This window comes from Streptomyces sp. NPDC041135, assembly GCF_055592085.1.
Window position 1 is genome coordinate 1 of record NZ_JBVIYZ010000036.1, and the last position, 17,649, is coordinate 17,649.

At 68.7% G+C, this 17,649-nt stretch carries 7 protein-coding genes; 3 read left to right on the plus strand and 4 right to left on the minus strand.

All coding sequences use genetic code 11. The features are described from left to right. The first annotated feature begins 697 nt into the window (after positions 1-697). The 3 genes from ACZ6CZ_RS35140 to ACZ6CZ_RS35150 all read left to right on the plus strand — a co-directional run bounded on the left by ACZ6CZ_RS35140 (position 698) and on the right by ACZ6CZ_RS35150 (position 11,482). Positions 698-3,217, plus strand: coding sequence for a helicase associated domain-containing protein (locus ACZ6CZ_RS35140; RefSeq protein WP_469029577.1), 2,520 nt, complete (start codon positions 698-700; stop codon positions 3,215-3,217). A gap of 333 nt (positions 3,218-3,550) precedes the next feature. Beyond that, positions 3,551-10,822 carry a LamG domain-containing protein gene (locus tag ACZ6CZ_RS35145; protein ID WP_469029581.1) on the plus strand — a complete coding sequence of 2,424 codons (7,272 nt, stop codon included), beginning with the start codon at positions 3,551-3,553 and terminating at the stop codon, positions 10,820-10,822. 312 nt (positions 10,823-11,134) lie between these two features. Next, complete coding sequence (locus ACZ6CZ_RS35150; protein WP_469029583.1) at positions 11,135-11,482, plus strand: hypothetical protein; 348 nt, start codon at positions 11,135-11,137, stop codon at positions 11,480-11,482. Between the two features lie 62 nt (positions 11,483-11,544). On the opposite strand, the gene ACZ6CZ_RS35155 is transcribed toward ACZ6CZ_RS35150, so the two are convergent. The 4 genes from ACZ6CZ_RS35155 to ACZ6CZ_RS35170 form a co-directional block, all read right to left on the minus strand. After that, positions 11,545-12,612, minus strand: coding sequence for a hypothetical protein (locus ACZ6CZ_RS35155; RefSeq protein ID WP_469029586.1), 1,068 nt, complete (start codon positions 12,610-12,612; stop codon positions 11,545-11,547). A 402-nt stretch (positions 12,613-13,014) separates the two neighbouring features. Continuing rightward, the gene (locus ACZ6CZ_RS35160; protein ID WP_469029588.1) at positions 13,015-13,974 is read right to left on the minus strand and encodes a hypothetical protein; all 960 of its coding nucleotides are present in this window, start codon (positions 13,972-13,974) and stop codon (positions 13,015-13,017) included. A gap of 492 nt (positions 13,975-14,466) precedes the next feature. Further along, positions 14,467-16,620 (minus strand): hypothetical protein, encoded by a 2,154-nt coding sequence (locus tag ACZ6CZ_RS35165; RefSeq protein WP_469029591.1) that lies wholly within the window; start codon positions 16,618-16,620, stop codon positions 14,467-14,469. Next, positions 16,617-17,015, minus strand: a complete 399-nt coding sequence (locus tag ACZ6CZ_RS35170; protein ID WP_469029594.1) for a hypothetical protein — start codon at positions 17,013-17,015, stop codon at positions 16,617-16,619. The genes ACZ6CZ_RS35165 and ACZ6CZ_RS35170 overlap by 4 nt, the downstream gene beginning before the upstream one ends. Positions 17,016-17,649: the final 634 nt, after the last annotated feature.

Genomic DNA, 17,649 nt, shown 5'->3' on the forward strand with positions numbered 1-17,649 from the left:
CCCGCGGAGCGGGTCTCTTCGGGCTGCGCCCGAAGAAGCGAGCCGGGGCGCTGCGCGCCCCGGCTGCTCGCGCTCCGCGCGAGCGGATGCGGCTCGCTCCGCTCACCGCCAGGCGGCACGCGCTCCGCGCGACCGCAACCGCAGGGCAGGCGCCTCGCGTTGCGAGGCGCGGCCGGCCTCCGGCCGACCGGTGGCCTCCGCTGCGCTCCAGCCACCCACAGCAGACCCGCCAACTCCCGTGCGGGCAAGGCGTGCCACGCTCCGCGCGGCCCACCCACGGGGCTCACGCCACAAGCAGCAGCAAGAGGAGGGGAGGTGACGGGTGGTCGGGAGAGTGACGGAGCGCGGGGGCCCGGCCACCCACAGATGGGGAACGGACTGAGGGGCCGTCAAGGCTCTGGATTGGCTTGCGATAAGGCAAGACTAACAGCTTTCAGCCACGTTAGGGGGAATCTCTGGGTTCTGTGTGCTTCATTTTTGGAGCCGAGATAAGCTATGGAGGCAGAGCACACCACCCCTGACCGCTCCGGAGGGTTATCGAGATCCACCACACAGTCTTTCCGGTGCTCCGGTGAGGAAGAGCAACCAGCCGATCGCGTCAGTCCAACCGTAGCCCTTGCGGCTCCCCTAAGTGCAGGTTTCCCGTTTCCCGCCGCTCGAATCGACCGGGCGGCACCCCAGGAGAAGGCAGGCGAATATGTCGAGCACAGACCGCGCTGACCAGCGAGAGGCAGCCCAGCGAGAAGCCATTGACGCGGTCCTGCGTGCCCTCGAATTGCCTACAAGATCACTTGTGCCGGAGCGAGGGCTTCGAACGCAGGTGATCATGGCAACGGGGTCCGGGAAGACGAGGGTGGCGGTCCGCAGCGCGGAGGAGCTCCACGCGGGCCGTGTGCTGGTGCTTGTGCCCTCGCTGGACCTGCTCGCCCAGACGGAGGCCGCGTGGCGCGAGGGGGGCCGGCGGGGGCCGATGATCGGGGTGTCCTCGCTGCGGGGTGAGGAGGTGTCCTTCCCCAACACCACGGACGTGGACGAGCTGGTGGAGTGGACGCGGGGCCTGGACAAGGTGACCGTGTACGCCACGTACGCCAGTCTCGGTCTGGGCACGCTGGAGCGGGCGCACGCTGCGGGTTTGTCGGCTTGGGACCTGATCATCGTGGACGAAGCCCACCGGGTTTCTGGCCGGATCGGGAAGCCGTGGGCGGTCGTTCACGACAACCAGAAGATCCCTTCCCTGCGCCGGTTGTACATGACGGCCACGCCCCGGCTGTGGCAGCTCGGGGACGAGGACGAGGCCGGCGCACCGGGCGAGCTGGTCGCGAGCATGGAAGACGACCCCAACGGGCCCTTCGGCAGCAGGGCGTTCACTTTGACGCTCTCGGAGGCCATCGATCGGGGAATTTGTGCCCCCTACCAGGTCGTATGCGTGGATGTCACCGACACCGCGCTCCAGGCCGCGCAGCTCCTGGGCGCGGAGGGCCGGTCGGCAGAGGTGCGCGGGGCTCGGCTCGCGGCTTTGCAGACCGCGCTGGTGAAGGCGTCTGCGGAGGAGGGCTTCCGCCGCACGCTGGTCTTCCACCACCAGGTTCGCGAGGCCGAAGCGTTCGCGGCCGGCCTTCCCGACGTCGCCGCGCAGCTGCACGCATCCGACCCCGAGCTGTACCCGGCCACGATCTGGGCGGACTGGCTCTGTGGCGACCACAAGCCGCTCCACCGGCGGCATCTGCTGAGCGAGTTCGCCGAAGGGATCGCCACGGACGGCACCGTCGTGGAGAAGTGCTTCCTGAGCTCGGTGAAGGTCTTGGGCGAAGGGGTCGACACCAAAAAATGTGACTCCGTGTACTTCGCGGATGTACGCGGCTCCATGCCGGACCTGGTCCAGGCGGTGGGCCGGGCGCTGCGGATGCAGCCGGGCGAGGGCAAGATGGCCAGCCTGGTCGTGCCGGTGCTGCTCGGACCGGGCGAGACAGCCGACAACATGCTCACCTCCCGGGCGTTCGGCGGGCTGGCCAAGCTCTTGGAGGCGCTGCGGGCACACGACGCGAGGATCGTGGAGAGCCTGGCGGAGCAGCAGGCCCCAAGCCGCTACAAGCCCGTCAGCAAGGACACCAGCGGGAAGAGCACGGGCGGGAGCGGCGACGGCTCCGGGGGCGTCAGCGGCCCCGCCAAGGCCCTGCTGAAGTTCTCCACGCCCCGCGACCCGGCCGCCCTCGCCGCGTTCATCAACCTGCGGGTCCTCAACCCCGAGCACGAGCACTGGCGGCGCGGCGTAGAGGCCGCCGTCATCTACGCCCGCGTGCACGGCGACTTGAAGGTGCCGTTCACGTTCCGCGTCCCGGCCGTCGACGACCAGGAGGCGGAAGCCGAGGGGTGGCCGGCCTCGCTCGCCGGGTTCCCACTTGGGCAGTGGACCGCCGACGCTCGCCGCTTCTATGCCCGCGGGGACATGGGCGAGGATCGCGTCGCGCAGCTGGAGAAATTGGGCATGATCTGGAGCCACTTCGACGTCGCGTGGGAGGAGGGCCTGTCTGCCGCGCGCGGGTGGGCGGCCGAACACGGCCACCTCCTGGCGCCGCTGGACGCCACCTACCAGGGGTACCGGGTGGGCATCTTCCTGAAGAACGCGCGGGCCGCCGCCCGGAAGGCTGCCGAGATCGAGCAGCGGCGTGCGGAGGGGCTGCCGGTGGAGTCGTCGGCCGGGGCGCTGTCGGACGAGCGGCGCGAGCAGCTGGAGGAGATCGACGCGTCCTGGTGCCCGTCGTGGCCGGTGACGTGGCAGCGGTGCTTCCACCTGGTGCGGATGCACCTGGACGCCGGTGAGGCGCTGCCCACCGAGGCGGGCGAAGTTCTGCGCCAGGGCGAGGATCTCGGGCGGTGGGTGCAGTCGGTGCGGCTCGGCTGGGACCAGCTCACGACCGTGCAGCAGTGGATGTGCGAGCAGGTCCTCGGGATCGAGCCCGCCACCGAGGACGAGAAGCCCAAGCGCCGTACGCAGGCCGACAAGTGGGCAATGCACTACGAGGCCGCCCGCCAGTTCTACGAGCGTGAGGGGCACCTTCAGGTCCCGAGGAAGCACGTCGAGCGGATCGTCGGCGAGGACCAGGAGGAACGGGGGCACAAGCTGGGTGCCTGGGTCGGGAACCAGCGCTCCCGGGCGGCGACGCTGACGCCGGAGCGGATGGAGCTGCTGTCCGCGATCGGGATGCGGTGGTCCTGATGATGGGCGTCGTCGTCACCGCGGCCGCCGCGCTCGCGGTCGGCTATCGGCTCGGGCAGCTGCTGTGAACAGTGCATAGATCTTCGAGTGGTCCTGCCATCGAAGTCCGGCCAGTTGATGGCTGATCAAGTCATAGGCAGAGGGGCTTTTTTCGCATTCTCTTCACGGGATATCCGCAGATGTCAGACTGGCCGACGGCCCGCCAGGGGTACGTCCATCGCCGCTCCGGGCGGGAGAGAACGGGAGCGGCGTTCCGCGTGTGGGAGGGGAACAGTGGCACCTCAGGAATCCTTGCTGAAGGTCTACGGAGACCGGTCGTACCGGCATGTGACGATGGCCCGACACCAGGGCACGACCATTGCGTTCGCGATGGATTCGGCCCGGCGGATCGTCTACTCCGTGTTAGATCTGGCCGGTCAGCCGTCCAAGGGGGACGCGGACGCTGCGTACTGGAGCGAGAACCCGGCCGAGCTGGTCCTGCCTCGGGAGCTGGCTGAGGTGGGGTTCGCCGTGGTCGGGGCGACGGCGATGCCGACGGTCAAGCGGGGCGGGGCCGAGGCGGCGGTCGACGAGCGGCCGCTGGACAGCGAGATCGACCCGTACTTGTCCACGACCGCGCGACTGACCGCGGACGCCCCGTTCCATGTGGTGTCGGACGGCACGTACGTGGTGGTGCTGCGGCAGTCGATCGGCGAGACGCACCCCGACGCGGTGTACAAGCTGACCGGCGGCGGCTGCTCCGCGAACGCCTCCCGCACCGATTACGTGCTGAGCGGCAGCAAGAAGGTGCCGCTGGTGCGCGACACCCTGCTGTGCGACCGTTTCCTGCTGGTGGACGGAAAGCTCAAGCCGGTGCTGGAGGTGCGGTACAAGCGCAGCCGGCACGCCACCCGTCCCGCCTCGGCCAAGGACACCCTGGGCACCGAGGACATGGAAGGCCGGCCGTTCTACGAGCCAACCCAGGAGCTGTCGTTCGTCCGCAACCTGACGCGGGGCCGTTTCGCTGCGGTGCTGGTGCCCACTGCGGTCAGCAGTGCGCGGCGCTGGCAGTTGTTCGCCCACAACGACGCCACCGGAAGGATCGACAGCTTCAGCATCGAGCAGGGCGTGCAGGGGCTGTTCAACACCCAGGGCACGCGTTTCTACACCAGCCCGGACCCGCTGTACCGGGATGCGGTGTTCGAGCGCAGCCCGGGTACCTGCCCGTTCACCAACCAGGACCTGGTGCCGGTGACCAGCACTGAGGGACACGCAGAGACCGCGCTGGGCCTGACCGGTGCGAATGATGCGCACGTCGACCTGGGCGACCCGGCGGCGCTGCGCTTCGGTGGCAAGGCGTACTCGATCGAGGCGTGGGTCAAGCCGACCGCGTACGACCGGCCGGTGCTGTCCCGGGGCGGGGAGTACCGGCTCGGCCTGGACGCGGGCGGGGCGCTGCGCCTCGCGCACGAGGGGGCCGCGACGGCGGTCGTCTCCGCCGAGACCGTCCCCAAGGACGTCTACACGCACGTCGCGGCCACGTTCGACGGGACGACCGCGAAGTTGTACGTCAACGGCAAGGTGTCCGGCAGCGGGGCGTTACCGTTCACGCCGGCCACGGGCGTGAACACCCTGATGGGCAAGCAGGTCTCCGGCACCACCGCCGAGCTCTTCGCGGGCGACCTCGACGAGGTACGGGTGTGGAGCCGGGTCCGGTCCGCCGCCGAGCTCGCGGACGACATGAACCACCGGCTGGTCGGCAACGAGGCGGGCCTGGTCGCCTACTACCGTTTCGACGAGGGCTCGGGTGCCACCGCCTACGACCAGAGCGACCGGGCCCTGCACGGCACGCTCAAGGGCGACGCGAAGTGGACCGGCTCGGACGCACCGGTGGGCGACCACCCCGGGGTGCGCCGCGACAGCTTCGTCCTCAAGGGGCGCACGGTCGAGTCCGGCATGTCCGCCGTGATCTACCACCAACAGGAGAACGTCTCGGCCGGCTACCGGCCCGATCCCAAGCCCGCCAAGCGGCAGGCCCGGGTGATGCTGGCGTTCGCCGCCAAGTACGGCCAGGAGCCGGCCCTGGTGAGCCTGGACTTCGCCGTCGGCCGCGACGGCCGGCTCGCCCAGGTGCCCGACGTACTGGACCCCGCGGTGCTCCGGCGGCCGGTGAAGGGCCAGGACTCTGAGCAGGTCAGCGCCCTGCAGCAGTTGATCCGGCAGTTGGAGCCGGAGGTGGCCGCCCTGCCGGTGGAAATTACCCGGCTCACTGCCACGGCCGGTCAGGTCGCCTACTGGCAGGGGGAGCACGACCGGCTGCTGCCCGGGTTGGAGCGGCTGGAGCGCCAGTATCTGGCCGAGAAGGACGTGCCGACCGCCTGGAACTACGCCCTGGAACTGAAGACCCCGCGCGAGGTCGACGGCCAGGTGCTGCGGTACTTCAACGCCCCCATCCACACGTCGGTCCTCGTCGTCCTCGCCTCCTTCCGCTCGGTGGGCTGGCGGCTGGAGGACACCGGCGAGAGCCAGAACGGCAAGCCCTACTACTGGCTGGTCGGCAACAACCCGAACAACCTCGACCTGCATGTCCTCAAAAACTCCTCGGCGCAGAACACCATGCTGGACACGATCGTCCGCGAGCCGGGCAACCCCTTCGCCCAGTTCCAGCTGACCGCCGAGGGCGAGTACACCCGCATCGTCAACCGGGGCAGCAGGCTCGCGCTGGGCCTGCCCGCCTCGGTCCCGGTGCCCATCCCGGTCCAGTCGAGTGAGTGCCTCACCGGCGACTCCGGCCTGATCCGGATGGTACGCGTCTCGCTGCGCTCGGGAGTGGACACGGCCTACCTGCAGGCCAAGCAGGAGATGGACACCGTGCGCGAGCGCCTCCAGGAGGCGAAGACGGCCGCGCAGCGAGTCAACGAGCTCCAGCTCAGGCTGACCGGCAAGCAGGCAGAACTTAAGGACGCCCAGGAGAAGCTGGCCCGCCTGTCGACCGCCCTGCAGGGCGACGACGACCTGACCGTGGCCATGCCGCTGATCTCCGTGGACACCACCGGGCTCAGCCTCTCCGGCGGCCTGCTCGACTTCGCCCGCGGCACCGACCGGCCCGCACTGCTCGACAGCGGTACCGGCGCCGTCGTGCTGTACTTCCGCGGCGCCAACGAGCAGTTCTTCGCCGTCTACTACGACACCGCCGTCACCCGCGGGACCCAGCGGCTGACCGGCAACGGCGGCACACTCAGCTTCCTCGCCCGCGACCCGGGCGTCCTGCTGGACAACGCCGTCATCAAGGTGTCCGACGGCGACGCCCCCGGCCGCTGCGACCTGACGATCACCGTCGGCGGCGATACCGAGACCTGGCGCTCGCTGCCGCGCAAGGCCGAGCACATGGCCGCCGCACTGGCCGGGCAGTCCGGGCAGACAGTCACGGTCGGCACCGTCGCCCAGGTGACCGGCACCACAGTGGAGTTCACCGCAGCCATCACCACCGCGGTCGCGGCCAAGGCCCACCTGCAGATCGGCGCCAACGGGTACGCCGCGTCCGCTGAAGCCCCGGTCGGCGCCAAGACGCTGAGCCTCACCGGGTCGGGCACGGCGATCAAGCCGGGCGACACCGTCACCGTGGTCGGCTACGACTGGGCCCGCGCCGAGTCCACCCGGGTGGGGGTCCTGCTCTCCGCCGGCTCCCGGCTGATCACCCTGAACACCGGCGGCGCCGCCTCCGTGCCCAACGGCACGGCCATACCGGTCACCGGCGGCCGCGGCTGTCGCTGGCGGGCCGAGATGCCCGGCCGCGCCTTCCTGCTCGACGGCAAGGACCAGTACCTGACACTGCCCGTCGCCCAGCAGAAGAACGCCGCCCCCGTCGGCGACCTGACCCTGGAGGCCTGGGTCAACCCCGAGGTCGGAGGGGGCCGGATCGTCCACGCCAGGACGGACGGATCGGGCTACTCCCTGGCGCTCACCCCGGCCGCCCTGCCGGCCTGGCAGTTCGTTAACGGCACCAAGGCCCAGCTGACTCCCTCGCTCGACCTGGCGAACCGGGACTTCACCATCGAGCTGTGGGCCAAGCGCAACCAGTCCCGGGGCCGCGTCGAGCCGCTGCTGTTCCACGGCGCGACGGACGGCCGGGTCGACCAGTCCCTGCACCTGTGGTTCCACCCCGACGAGACCTTCTACTTCTCGCTGTACGGCGACGACATGAAGACCACCCAGGCCTACCCGGACCTGGAGTGGCACCACTGGGCCGCGGTGTACAAGAACGTCACCCGCGAGCAGATCCTCTACCGGGACGGCGTCGAGGTCGCCCGCCGCACCGCCACCGGGGCCTACACCGGCAACGGCCCGCTGATCCTGGGCCACTTCCCGTTCACCGGCGACTACCTGGACGGGCAGATCGACGAGGTCCGGGTCTTCGGGCGGGCCCGCACCGCTCAGGAGATCTCCGCCGAGCGCAACCAGCGGCTGTCCGGCCGGGAGCCCGGACTGCTCGGCCACTGGACCTTCAACGAGCCGAACAGCCCGGCCTCGCCGATCAAGGGCTACCAGGTGGTCGCCCGGGTCGGCGACCGGGTGCTGCGGTCGGCCGACCGCTTCCCGTGCAACGAGTGGGCACACCTCGCCGCCAGCTTCACCCAGGCCTGGGCGTTGCGCATGGACGGCGGCGAGGGACTCTCGGTGGCCTCGCAGGACTCGCTGAACGTCCTGGAGGACCTCACCATCGAGGTGTTCGTCCAGGTCGACAAGGTGGGCGCGCCGATGGCGTTGGTCACCAAGGGTTCGGCCGTCACCGGCGGCCGGGAGGGCGTACCGTACCAGCTGGGCATCCTGGCCGACGGCCGGGTGGAGTTCGCCTTCGCCGAAGCCGACGGAAAGCCCGTCCGGTACGTCTCCGACCGGGCCGTCAAGCCCGGCGCCTTCCAGCGGATCAGCGTGGTGCGCCAGCGCCGCAAGGCCGAGGTTTCCGCCGCCACCAGCACCCAGGCGGCCACCGCCGGCCAGCCCGAGCAGGACATCCGCTTCTACCTCGACGGCGCGCTGGCCGGCACCTACGTCTACGACGGGCCGGGCGCGCAGTCCAACAGCAGCGACCTGGAGATCGGCCGGGGCCTGCGCGGCATCATGTGCGAGGTGCGGCTGTGGAGCTCCGCACGGACGTTTCAACAGCTCGGGCAGGCGGTCGCCGTGCGAGAGAAAGGGCTGCTGGCGCGCTGGGCCTTCGAGGAGAACGCCGGCAACGCCACCCTGGACGCCTCCGGCTCCTTCCCGGCCAAGCTGCGCGGCGCCCGCTGGACCCGCGACGTCGACCCGGCGGCCAGCCCGCTGCGGCTGTACCGAAACGGCGAGCCGCTGCTCGCCACCACCGCCCCGACCCCGGCGGACCTCCTCCCCTACGGCGACCCGCAACTCACCCTCGGCGCGCGGCTGGAGGGGGGCAAGCCCACCGAGCTGCTGACCGGCACGCTGGAGGAGGTGCGGATCTGGCGCACCGTGCGCACCCGGGAGCAGATCCTGGACAACCTGTTCACCCGCCTGCGCGGCGACAAGCAGGACCTGCTCGGCTACTGGACCTTCGACCGGGACTCCACCGCCGCCACCACCACCTCGGTGCGCGACGAGGGCCTGCGCGGGAACAACCTGGCCTTCTCCACGAAGCGGCCGCGTATCCTGCTCTCTACCGCGCCGGTTTCCACCGACACCGCCCAGGTCCGCTCGGCGCTCGCCGACGTCCGCACCCCGTTCCACGACACCGTCTCCGGCGCTCCCGCCGCCTCCGAATACGCCGACCTTCAGTTCGGCGCCAAGGGCGAGACGCTGGGCGTGCTCAAGCGCTGCTACGGCTTCGTCCGCGACGGCCGCTGGCACCTGGTCACCGGCTACAAGGTGGGCGACTTGACCACCGAGTGGGTCGGCCAGGCCCAGTTCGACCCGCAGCTGATGGGCTACATCGAGGGCGCCCCGCCGGTGCCGTCGGAGAACCTCACCGGCAAGCCCGACGGCTTCCCCTCCGCCTCCTCGGTGGAGTTCACCGAGGCCGACCAGGTGGTGCACAGCCTGTCCGCCAACAAGACCCGCAGCACCAACACCGCCTTCAACGTCTCCTTCGGCCTCGAGACAGTCGCCGACGTCATGACGGTCGCCGCGCCCCTCGGCTTCGGCACCGCCAGCCCGCTGGCCGAAGGCCAGCTCAAGATGGCCGTGACGGCCGGCCTGGAGTTCTCCAACACCTGGAGCGAGGACACCACCGTCAGCCAGGGCAAGAACACCGCCCGCAAAACCAAGCTGGAGCTGACCGGGTACACCGAGGACGCCGCCAACGTACTGAACTCCGACCTCGGCCCCCGGTACGTACCCGCCAACACCGGCATGGCGCTCGTACAGTCGCAGACCGCCGACGTCTTCGCGCTGCGCCTGGCGCACACCGGCGCCCTCGTCGCCTACCGGATGCTGCCCAACCCGGACATCCCGCTGGACTGGAACATCGTCCACTTCCCGATCAACCCCCGCTACACCAAGCAGGGCACCCTCGACGGCGGGGTCGGCTTCGACGCCTTCGGCAAGGTCACCGACCCCGACTACCCCACCGCCACCACCTACGGCGAGTACAGCTACTTCAAGCCCCGCGACGCGTACGCGCTCAAGCGCCGCATCACCCGCGACCAGCAGCGGCTGCAGGCCTTCTACCAGTCGATCTCGACCGACGTCGGCCACAACTCGGGCACCGAGCCGGCCGAGACCCAGGCCAAGGCGGTCCTGCGCTCCATGGGCATGTCCGCCGAGCAGCAGGAAAGCGCCCGCTCCACCACCGGCAGCGCCGCCGCCACCGGCTTCTCGCACCGGGACCTGGTCAACACCTACGTGTGGACCGCCCAGGGCGGCTTCTTCGCCGAAACCACCGAGGCCACCGACGCCGTCAGCGAGACCACCTCCGGCTCGTACAACTTCACCTACTCCTACGGCGGCAACTTCGACCTGAGCTTCGGCGCCCTCGGCCTCGGCTGGGCCTTCCACCTCGACGCCTCCCGCGGCGGCGGCTTCAGCACCACCCGGGCCAAGAGCAAGGAGTCCTCCCGCAGCTTCGGCCTCGAGGTCCAGTGCGCACCCTCCAACGACCTCCAACGCCGGGACGGCAACGGCAAACCCCTGTACGACGCCGCGGGCAAGCCGGTCCTCGTGCCAGGCAAGGTAGACGCCTACCGCTTCCTCACCTTCTACCTCGGCGAGACCAGCGCCAACTTCGACGACTTCTACCACAAGGTGGTCGATCCGACCTGGCTGCAGGGCAGCAACGCACCCGACGCGGCCGCGCTGCGCCAGACCCGCCAGAGCTCCGCCAAGCCCCCGTGCTGGCGCGTCCTGCACCGCGTCACCTACATCAGCCGGGTCCTCGCACCCGTCCCGCCGCCCGGAGCGCCGCCGCTGGAGAAGGCCATGCGCACCGAGAACATCGCCAGCAACTACGAGCTGATCAAACGCCTCGAACCGTACGTGCGACCCGCAGCCACCAGCTCGGCCGACCTCGCCGCCGCCACCCGCAACGCCCTCGCCGCCCACCTACCCGAACTCCTGCCCCACGCGGCCGAGATCACCGAATACCTCGGCCACTACTTCGGAATGGAGAACTGAACCCCCCGGCCCGGCCCCCCGACCCACCCGGGGGGCCGGGCCCTCGGGAAGAAAACGTGCGGCAAGCACCAGATCTGGAACGTACCGTTCCCCAGACAGCGGCACAGGGCGGGGTGTACCGCCCCTATGACAGCCACGCTCACGGCAGATACCGCTCTACGGCAGTGAGCCCGCCAGCGCTCAGCACCTGACCAGCGGAAACACCCCGGCCTGATATATCGCCACTGACAGCAAACTGCTGACACCAAACCGGCACATCGCAAGCTGGACGCGAAGGACGTTCTGGCGGCCGCGGAACGCTTCCCGTGGGCCGTGGCCGCACCCGGCGAGCGGCACTGGCCGGACGGCGGTGACTTCCTGGACGTCGCCCTGAGCGCGGTGCGCACCGAGGAACGCGAGGGGTACATCGAGCGCCTGGAGGCGTTCGTGGAGCAGCACCGCGCCCGTCTGGAGGAGATGCTGCGCACGCACGGGCCGGGCAGCATGCCCGCCTCGCACGGCCGGTACGCGCTGATCGGACAGCCCGAGACCCTGGTCATCGTGGAGCGGATGGAGAGTGCCCCGTTCCTCCTGCGCGACCAGTGGGAGAAGGAGCTGGAGACGGTCTTCCTGGACGGGCTCGGGTTCGTGTGGGGGCCGCGCATCCCCCTCAGCCGGTGAGCAGCCGGGAACGAGCAGCGGGGCCGGGCAGGGTGATCCTTTCCGGCCCCGCTGTCGTCGGGTCAGCCGAAGTCGAGCGTGTCCTGGGCGAAGTCGGCCGGGGCCGGGGTGGGCGGGGGCGCCGGTGGGCCGTCAGGGCGGGCGGCCTTCCAGCGTTCGGCCAGCTCGTCCTTCCAGCCCTTCGGCGGGGGCCACGGCACGCCCCAGGCGGCGAGCTGGTCCCGCCTCCAGCCGCCAGCGGGCGTGCGGGCGGCTTCGATCTCTTCGGGTGAGGGGAGGTACGTCATGGATGGTGAGCGCTCCGTGTTCAAGAGTTGTCCCGCAATGCGGTGACGGAAGACCGACAGGTCAGATGCCTTGCTCAGAGGGAGCCACCCCCCGGGCATGGGAGAGCTCGCAAGTGAGGGAGGTTGAGCACCGACGGGGGCGTAGTACATCTCGGCACGTTCTTCCCACACGGTCGACTTCAAGGCGACCTGCTCGTCGAACACTTCCTTCCGAAGGTTGAGCATCCCGGCCTTGTTCAGTGCCCGGACGAAGTTCAGGAGTTCGATTGTGCCGACCATCGCCCAGGCCACTAGGGGTACAGCGGCGCGAAACCGGTCGCGCAGTCCGAAACTGTCGCCTTCCTTGCGTCGCTCTGGGTCGTGATGCACCACGTCTCCGTAGATCCAGGCCATGGCCAGCCCATGCGCATCGAGGTCACGCTCTTCGCCCGTGGACGTGTCAGCGACCATGACCCAGTAGCCGGATTCGTCGCGCGTGGAGGGGCTTACCCGTGTTCGCCACTCAGCGCGTGCGGCTCGTATCCATGCCGCATCTTGTGGCGCTGCTCGGCAGGTGTAGCCCAGAGCCGAGAGCGCCTTCATGTGAAAGCAGTCTTCCTGCTCCAGCAGGATTGGCCTGATACGCGCTGCCGCTGATTCGACTACTTCCTCGGGCGGGAGCTCGTACGAGATCCGGACCTCGCCGCGGTCGACACGGACGTTGATGCTCATGCGGGTCAGCTCGACAAGGGCGTCCCAGTCGGCGGCCAGCGAATGCTCCTCCACCCTGCGGGCCCTCAACACGAAAGCTTCCAGCAAGCGCTGGTGCTTCTCGTCAAGAGTTTCCGTCTGCCCGCGGCTCACGCTTCCCCCCTCGCATCGATCGCTTCCAGCATGACGTGCCTTCTCCGTCGCATCCATCCAATTCGCCGGGCTGGTCCTTGTCAGAAGGAGAAGCGCGGCTGGTCGGAAGGCGTGCCCTGGCTCAGCGGCGCAGGCGCGAGAGCCAGCCGGTTGCCTTCTGCTCCGGCACGGCCGGCTCCTGCTCCTGGCGCGTCGCGTTCGGCCAGGCTTCCTCCCAGTCGGTCCCATGTCGCTGGTCGCAGTCCCCGCACAGGGTCGGACGGGCCTTCGGAGAGAGGCGTCCCAGCCAGTGCACTCCACCGCCTGCCACCGCTCGTACGTGAACGCTGCCTTGCACTCGGTGCAGCGAGGACGGCGGGCGTACGTAGCGCATGAGGGCATGCTGTATGGATCTCCAGGGCCTCAGCTCTTGCCGGCCCCGCTCAAGAACAACTCTTCGAACCGCTGATACTCGCGGCGCAGGCTGCCCTTCCCTGTGTAGGCGGCGTGCGTTGCAAGGAAGAGACGCGGTCCCGCCCAAGCACCGTTCGACCACAACTGGATCAACCATGCCGGAGCTGTGCCGATGTCCTGGGACAGTTCAACCCACACCGCCGTGTCGGCAGCATGCTCGCCGTGAGCCATCGACGAGCCGCTCGTCCAGGCGTACCCCTCGATGCCGATACGGCGCTCAAGGTTCTCGCTGAGCCAGTCAATCGAAAGGGGTGTGATCTCGGAGGTGCGACGGCCCCTCTTCACAGGCCAGCCCCGGTCCTTGGCGTAAGCCAAGATGTCGCTGATGTCCTTCGCAGGATCGCGGTTGGTCCCGTGCGCGTCATCCACGTCGCCGTCGTTCTCAACGAGCTGGTCGGCATCGGTATCGCCGCCGAGCATTTTCCTGAGACGGATACCTGCCGAGAGTCGTGCGAGGCGACGCGTCAGGGCACGTTGCAGGCGCTCGTCAGTGCTGATGGTCGGGTCGATTACCGCTGTGGCCCACAGACACGCCTCGAAGACGCCACGCGCGACCGAGACCGCGCCCATCAGCGATTTCTCTGCACGAAGCAGGACGGCGAAACCCCGAAGCTGATCGGCGGCGCTGAGGATGTTGACCGCTGATTCATACCGGATAACCATTGCGGCTGGTTCGGCGCGGTCACCGAGCATGACGTCCGGGACCTTCACGTCCTCTCGCGCCGGGCTCATACGCTCCGATTTCCAAGGCTTAAGGCCCAGTTGCGTGAGACCGTTGGCTATTTCGTCGACCGCTGTCGCAAGCGCGTCGCGACGCGCATGTGCCTCCCGCCTGCCTTGGCGCAACTGGACGAGGATATCCATCGCCCACGCCTCGCTGTCCTTGCTCGTATCGCCTTCGCTTGTCACACGCCAGACCTTGCCAGATGGCTCCGACCAGGAAGTAGCGCTTATCCGTCCCGTGGCCCTTCGCGGCGACCGCTACAGGGTGGTGGACTCCTGGTTTGCCTACGACGGCGACTTCGATGACGGCCTGCACATCTTCCTCGAACCGGTCACTGCGGAGCCCCGTCTCCTGCGGCTGCAGGGGACGGGGCTCCCGGCGATCGCTCGGAACCCTGAGGACGGGCTGGTTGTGGTCGGCGCCGTAGACCCGGCGGCGCAGCATCTGTTAGCCATCGCTTCAACGGTTACGGCTCCTCTTCCGTGTCTTCGCTTAGATGGTTCATGGCGAAGGGGATCTCTTCGGGGTGAGTAGCTGTACGGGTTAGTGCCCAGGCTGTGCGTGCGTCCATGCCGGGTCCGTATGCGGCTGCCAGACGTCGGGCACGCCATGTGGTCAGCGGTGCCAGCAGCCATCGGGTCAGTGGGAATCTGACGCGCTGGTGTCCTGTAGGGGCCTCATGACCGGGGTTCACCGGTGCCTCCGGCAGCGCTGGTGTCCGGGAAGGAGCTGGCTGCTTCTTTGAGCGGGCAGTGGGGTTCGGAGCACTGGGCGTGGTTGCAGCCTCGCAGGTTGGCCAGGGCGAGGCGTGCTTCGATCAGGGCGTGGTCGTCTTGGTCCGGGCTTCCGTACAGGAAGCGGGACATGGCGTCGAGGGGGGTATGGGCGTTGCGTACGTCGGTGAGGATGCCGAAGGTGGCGGTGCGGTCCAGTCGGCCCTCGTGAGCGGCTCGGGCCCAGCCGAGGAGGACCTGGTGTGCGTCGTCGCGTACGTCTGGCTGTCGCAGTGTCTGCATCCAGCCGTTGATCAGGAAGTCACGGACGGCTGGGACAGCCTGTGCTGCGCTCACCAGGGTGTCCAGGACGTTGGATGCGGGGTCGGTGAGCGCTAGGAAGGCTCGAGGGCCGGCGAGGTGGGTCTGGTATCTCTCCAGCCAGGTCTCGACCGTCTCAACGATTCGTTGGAACCCTTCGGTGCTCGTGGCGGCGTGGGCCGTCAGGGCGGTCGCTGCGATGCGAGTTGCTTCGTCGTCGACAGCCAGGATGTGGCGTAGCCGGACGAGGGCCATGTGCGGCCATCGCATGCCGTAGCGGCCGCTGCATGCCCGGGCGACCACCTTTCGCCGATGTGCGTCGGGCCTTTTCGCCCAGTCCAACAGTTGCTTGTGGGCATCCCGTGCGAGTTCTTCTGTCTCCGTGGCTTGGGTGATCAGTGCGGTGACGATACTGAGGTATTGCTCGTCGGGGGAGGTGGTGGCCCAGGTGTCGAGGAGGGTGAAGAAGGGGGATTCGACCTCCGTGATGGACAGCTCCAGCAGACGGGTTCCGATCTGCTCTGTCCATGCTCTGGCGACGCCGTCGGGGGCGGTGATGCGGGTGAGCCACGTCGTGGTTGCGTCTCGTTCGTCGGCCCAGTGGTGCCAGTCCATGCGGATGGCGGAACGGGCGAGGCCCGGGCGGCTGTGGAATGCGGCTGTGTCGTTGGAAGTGATGTCGACACCGACGTCTCTCAGCCGACGCCGGGGGCTCCGGCCTTCCCGGTACCGGCGCGCAACTGTCTCATCGCGGCCGCCGAACTCGGTTGCTGCCTTGATGCATCGTTCGATAGGGGCGCCCTCGAGGTAGGCGGCGGCGAGCAGCATCACTCGGTCCTGGCCGCGGGTGCCTGTGCCGGTGAGCGTCTGCTCCAGGAAATTGGTCCATAACAGGACCTCTTCCCGGATGCGGCGGAGATCGTTGACTCCCTGCTCGTGCTCTGGTGAAGAGGGTGTGTCTCTGCGTTCGACCGCTTTGGCTAGCCGTTCAGGGTCAATGCCGCGCAGGCGTTTGGCGATTGCGACAGCATCATCCGGGCTGACACTGCGGGTGATGAGGTCAGCCAGGACGCCGGCGGTTCGGTCGGTGGCTGCTTGGCGAAGCAGGCCGCGTGCCATAGTGCGCTGGGCGTCCTGCTGCAGCCATCCGGCCTGCCCGTGGCTGCCCCAGTGCGCAAGGTGGTTCCGGGCGACTTGGATAGCATCGGGGCGTACCGCCTCAATCTCGTAGCGGCTGTCGCCCCGCCAATCCCGCTGGTTACGGGTGATGACCAGGCAACTGCCCGCGTCGTGGAGTTCTTCCGCCCAAGTAATGAGGGCGCGGGCGGCGTTCTCGGAGAAGAAACGCGAGGTCGCGTCGATCAGGTAGCCGTGCCCGGTGATGGGCTCGGGTAGGACTTCCCGTTCCGGTGCTTCGTCCTCGTCCCAGTCGGCTGCCAGGTAGAAGAGCTGCGGGGGTCCTGCGGGAGTGGAGAGATGGGTGTGCAGGGCGCGGACTGCCGAGATGCGCCGTCCCGTGCCGCGTTCCCCCACGATGACTGCGAGGCCATGAGTAGCGAGCAGGTTCGCTGCCCGTTGCGGGGTGGGAGTGTGCGCCCAGACAGGCTCCAGGGCGGCCTCTTGGTCCACGTGCGGAATGGGGGTGACCGGTAGTTTGGGTAGCCGAGTGATGTTGATGTTGCCGAGGTTGGAGCCCCCAACCTGGACAGTAGGACCGGTGTTGCCGACGGCAGACTGCCCAACAGACGGCGGGTTGGTGGGTGGCTGGGGCGCGTCACGCCCGTTGAGCGTTGTCACCTCCGCTCCGTGTTCAGGCTGCCGGAGTTGTCCCTGCCGATCTGAATGACCGAGCCGGTGTTGTTCTCTGCGGTCTGGTTCACCCCGCTCTGCGGCTCTTTCGGCTTGCGGCGCGCCATTGCCGCCAGCTCCTCGGCTGCTTCGGGGAAGTCCTCCACCAGCGTCAGCAGCCGCCGGTTCCACCTCTCCCGCAGAGCCGCTGGATCCAGCGTGGCCGCCTGCACCTGATCGGCATCGAGCCGGGCGAGCTGGCGTTCTTCCTCCTCCTGACCACCGCGCCGGAAGAACCGAGCTGCCAGCGAGCGCATCGACGCCCAGCTCTCCTTGGTCATCTCCGCGACCAGTGCAGCTGCGGCCGCCCCCGCCAATCCCACCAACTGTGCCTGCTCCAGCACGGCCCTCTCCCCCATCCAAGATCCGCTAAGTGACTAAACGATCACCTACTGCAATCAGGAAGGGTCTCAGAGATGCCGATATAGAGAGACAGAGTCCGTGAGAATGACTGAAACCAGACGTCCGACAGCATCACGCTACTGACGTCACCAAGACAGGACGAAGGCAGCTCACCGGCGCTTGATTGCAGAGCGGCGTGATCCGCCCGGCCGTCGTCGACCTGATCACCCGACTCCCTTGTAGGCAGTCGACCCCCTAAACCTCTTTCGATAGCGCAAGGCCCGGACCAGGCGTCCGGGCCTTCGTCGTGCCCCGGAATCTTCTCTCCCGGTCGCTGCTGTCCGGGTCCCGGCCTCCGGCCCTACGGGGTGAAAGAGCCGGGCCCGCCAGGACGAGAGGCAAGCACCTGCGCCCTGTCACTGTCCCGCCCGACCTATCGAACTCACTCCGGAGGCAGTACCGATGACCAGCCGCCAGACACCCGGGGCAACAACCGCACCGATCGCCGCTACGCTGAACACGCCACCCTGGGCCAGGGCCGAGACCCCACGGGGACGCTCTCAGGCAGAGAGCCGCAGCAGGACTGCCGACCGCGCGGCACACACCCCCGCGGACGACACCACGCAGGTGTCCGCT